General features: G+C 70.0%; 4 protein-coding genes. 1 reads left to right on the forward strand and 3 read right to left on the reverse strand.

All coding sequences use genetic code 11. From position 1 onward, the window contains the following. The coding region (locus tag RDU12_RS14765) for an OB-fold nucleic acid binding domain-containing protein (protein ID WP_308685385.1) at nt 1-757 on the forward strand (757 nt) is incomplete at its 5' end. A 4-nt stretch (nt 758-761) separates the two neighbouring features. Here RDU12_RS14765 and RDU12_RS14770 read toward each other — a convergent pair. From RDU12_RS14770 to RDU12_RS14780, 3 genes are all read right to left on the reverse strand, one after another. Continuing rightward, on the reverse strand, nt 762-950 hold the full coding sequence (locus tag RDU12_RS14770) for a hypothetical protein (protein WP_300291908.1): 189 nt from the start codon (nt 948-950) through the stop codon (nt 762-764). Further along, the gene (hppD, locus tag RDU12_RS14775; protein WP_300291910.1) at nt 943-2,046 is read right to left on the reverse strand and encodes a 4-hydroxyphenylpyruvate dioxygenase; all 1,104 of its coding nucleotides are present in this window, start codon (nt 2,044-2,046) and stop codon (nt 943-945) included. Before hppD ends, RDU12_RS14770 begins: the two co-directional genes overlap by 8 nt. A gap of 109 nt (nt 2,047-2,155) precedes the next feature. Then, nucleotides 2,156-2,674: hypothetical protein (locus RDU12_RS14780; protein WP_308685387.1), on the reverse strand; the 519-nt coding region annotated here is incomplete at its 5' end.

Consider the following 2,674-nt stretch of genomic DNA (forward strand, 5'->3'; position numbering starts at 1 on the left):
CAAGAAATCATGGGCCGAGGCGATCTCGGAAGCGCGGACAGCCGGGCCCTTCGCCGACCTCGAGGACCTGCGCATGCGGGCGAGACTGCCGCCCCCGGCGCTGGACCGGCTGGCCGAGGCGGATGCGTACGGGTCGCTGGCGCTGTCGCGGCGGCAGGGGCTGTGGGCGGCGAGGGGAGCGCCGCCGGCGGCGTCGAGGGCGCCGCTGTTCGAGGCCATGGGGCTGGACGAGGCGGACGGGCGGCCGCCGGAGGCGCTGCCGGAGCTGGCCCTGTCGGAGGAGGTGGTGGGCGACTACCAGACCATCCGGATGTCGCTGAAGGGGCATCCCGTCAGCTTCCTGAGGGAGCGGCTGGAGCGGGCGGGGGCGGTGACGGCCAAGGCCTATGAGGGGCTGGGGGACGGGCGGCGGGCGCAGGTGGGGGGCGTGGTGCTGGTCAGGCAGCGGCCGGGGACGGCCAAGGGGGTCTGTTTCATGACGCTGGAGGACGAGACCGGGGTGGCCAATCTGGTGCTGTGGGAGAGCGTCTTCGAGCGGTTCCGGCCGACGGCGATGGGAGCCCGGATGGTGCTGGCCAAAGGGCGGGTGCAGACGGCGGAGGGGGTGACCCATCTGGTCGTCGAGGAACTGGACGACTGGACCCCGATGCTGGGCCATCTGACGCCGGACCGGGCCCCGGGATCGGCGCACGAGCCGGCCCGGGGGCGGCATCCCAGGGCGGTCAGGGTGCTGCCGGGGTCACGGGATTTTCACTGACCTCTCAGTGGCCCTTCCCCCGCAGCCGCCATTTCCACAGGGCGTTGGCGAGGATGGGCAGGAAGCCGCCGATCAGGGCCGCCCCCAGCACCGTCCAGAAGCCGCCGCCGAGGCCGTACTCCCCCACCGCCGCCCCGATCCCGGCCGCCAGGACGGGGCCGAGCCAGGGCAGCCAGGTCGGCGGCTTAAGCATCCACCTTGATGACGCCGCGCCGGATCTGGTCCAGCTCGATGGAGTCGAACAGGGCCTGGAAATTGCCCTCGCCGAAGGCCTGGTTGCCCTTGCGCTGGATGATCTCGAAGAAGATCGGGCCGAAGGTGTCCTGGGTGAAGATCTGCAGCAGCAGGCCGTCCTCGTCGGAACCGTCGATCAGGATGCGGTTCTTGCGCATGCGCTCGACGTCCTCGCCGTGGCCCGGCAGGCGTTTGTCGATCAGGTCGAAATAGGTCTCGATGGTGTCCTGGAAGGGGATGCCGCGCCGCTTCATCTCCTCGACGGTCTCGAAGATGTTGTCGGTGGCCAGGGCGATGTGCTGGATGCCCTCGCCGTTGTAGCGGCGCAGGAATTCCTCGATCTGGGAGTTGTCGTCCTGGCTCTCGTTCAGGGGGATGCGGATGGCGCGGTCGGGGGCGATCATGGCCTGGGACAGCAGGCCGGTCGCCTTGCCCTTGATGTTGAAATATTTCTGCTCCTCGAAGGCGAAGACGTCGCCGTAGAAGCCCGACCAGGTGCGCATCTGGCCGCGTTTGACGTTGTGGGTCAGGTGGTCGAGGCAGAACAGGCCGACCGAGTTCTTGCGCTCGGCCTCCTCCCAGCCCTCGATCTCGTCCCAGCCGTCGTAGAGGGAGCCAGCCTCGCCATAGGCGTCGACGATGTAGAGCAGCGAGCCGCCGATGCCCTGCAGCACATAGGGATAGCCGCCGGCCAGGGCGCCGCCGTCGTGGTTCTCGGCCGGTTTGGCGCCGCGCGCGACCGCGCCCTCGAAGGCCGATTTGGCGTCCTTGACCCGGAAGGCCATGCCGTTGGCCGAGGGGCCGTGCTCCTTGGCGAAGTCGGCGGCCTGGCCCTTGGGCGAGCGGTTGACCAGCATGGTGATGTCGCCCTGTTTCAGGCGGACCACGTCATTGGCCGGGTTCACATGGGTCTGGGTGAAACCCATCAGCTCGAGCCGGGCGATCATGGCCTCGGGCTCGGGGCCGGTGAATTCGACGAATTCGAAACCGTCCACGCCGAGCGGGTTTTCCTTGTCCAACGACTTGTCGGCTTCGGTTTGGGGCGCGTCATGCATGGGGGCGTCTCCTGAGGGTTCGCGGCGATCCGCCGTCGTTGCCGCGGAACCTAGTGGCCGGGAGCCGGGAATCCAAGGCGGACGGCGGTCACAGGCGCGGGAGGCGGTTTCATCCGGGTGAAACCGAGTTTGCACCGTCCGAACCGTCCGAACCGTCCGAACCGTCCGATCCGTCCGCAACGTCCGCAGCGGCGGCGGCGCGCTCGGCCGCCTGTTCGTCGGCCAGTTCGGCCCAGCCGGCGCGTTCGTGGCGGAGGGCCTCGTGCTGGGCCAGGGCGCGATCCATCTCGGCCTCTTCCTCGTCCATGGCCCGCATCACCTGCCGCCAGCGCAGGGCCGCCGTCGCGTCGCCGCGCAGCACGGCGCGCATCATGCGGCGGTGGGCGACGAAGGACAGTTCGCACAGCTCGACCTTGTCGAGATCGCCGCCGACCCGATCCTCGAGCTTCAGGCCTTCGTCCTCGGCGTCCAGGGCGTTGGGCGGCGGGGCCCAGGGCTGGTCGATGCGCCGCCAGCCCTCGCGCGCGGCCCGGGCGCGCAGGGCGGAGAGTCCGACGCCGTGACGGCGGCAGGCGTCGGGCGCCGACATCCCGGCCAGATAGTCGTCGCGCACCCGCAGCCAGACCGC

The sequence above is a fragment of the Brevundimonas sp. genome, from assembly GCF_031082345.1.
Classification (GTDB): Bacteria; Pseudomonadota; Alphaproteobacteria; order Caulobacterales; family Caulobacteraceae; genus Brevundimonas.

Coding starts and splice junctions, on each gene's coding strand:
- RDU12_RS14770 (WP_300291908.1), bottom strand. CDS start 950: ATGCTTAAGCCGCCGACCTGGCTGCCCTGGCTCGGCCCCGTCCTGGCG.
- hppD (WP_300291910.1), bottom strand. CDS start 2,046: ATGCATGACGCGCCCCAAACCGAAGCCGACAAGTCGTTGGACAAGGAA.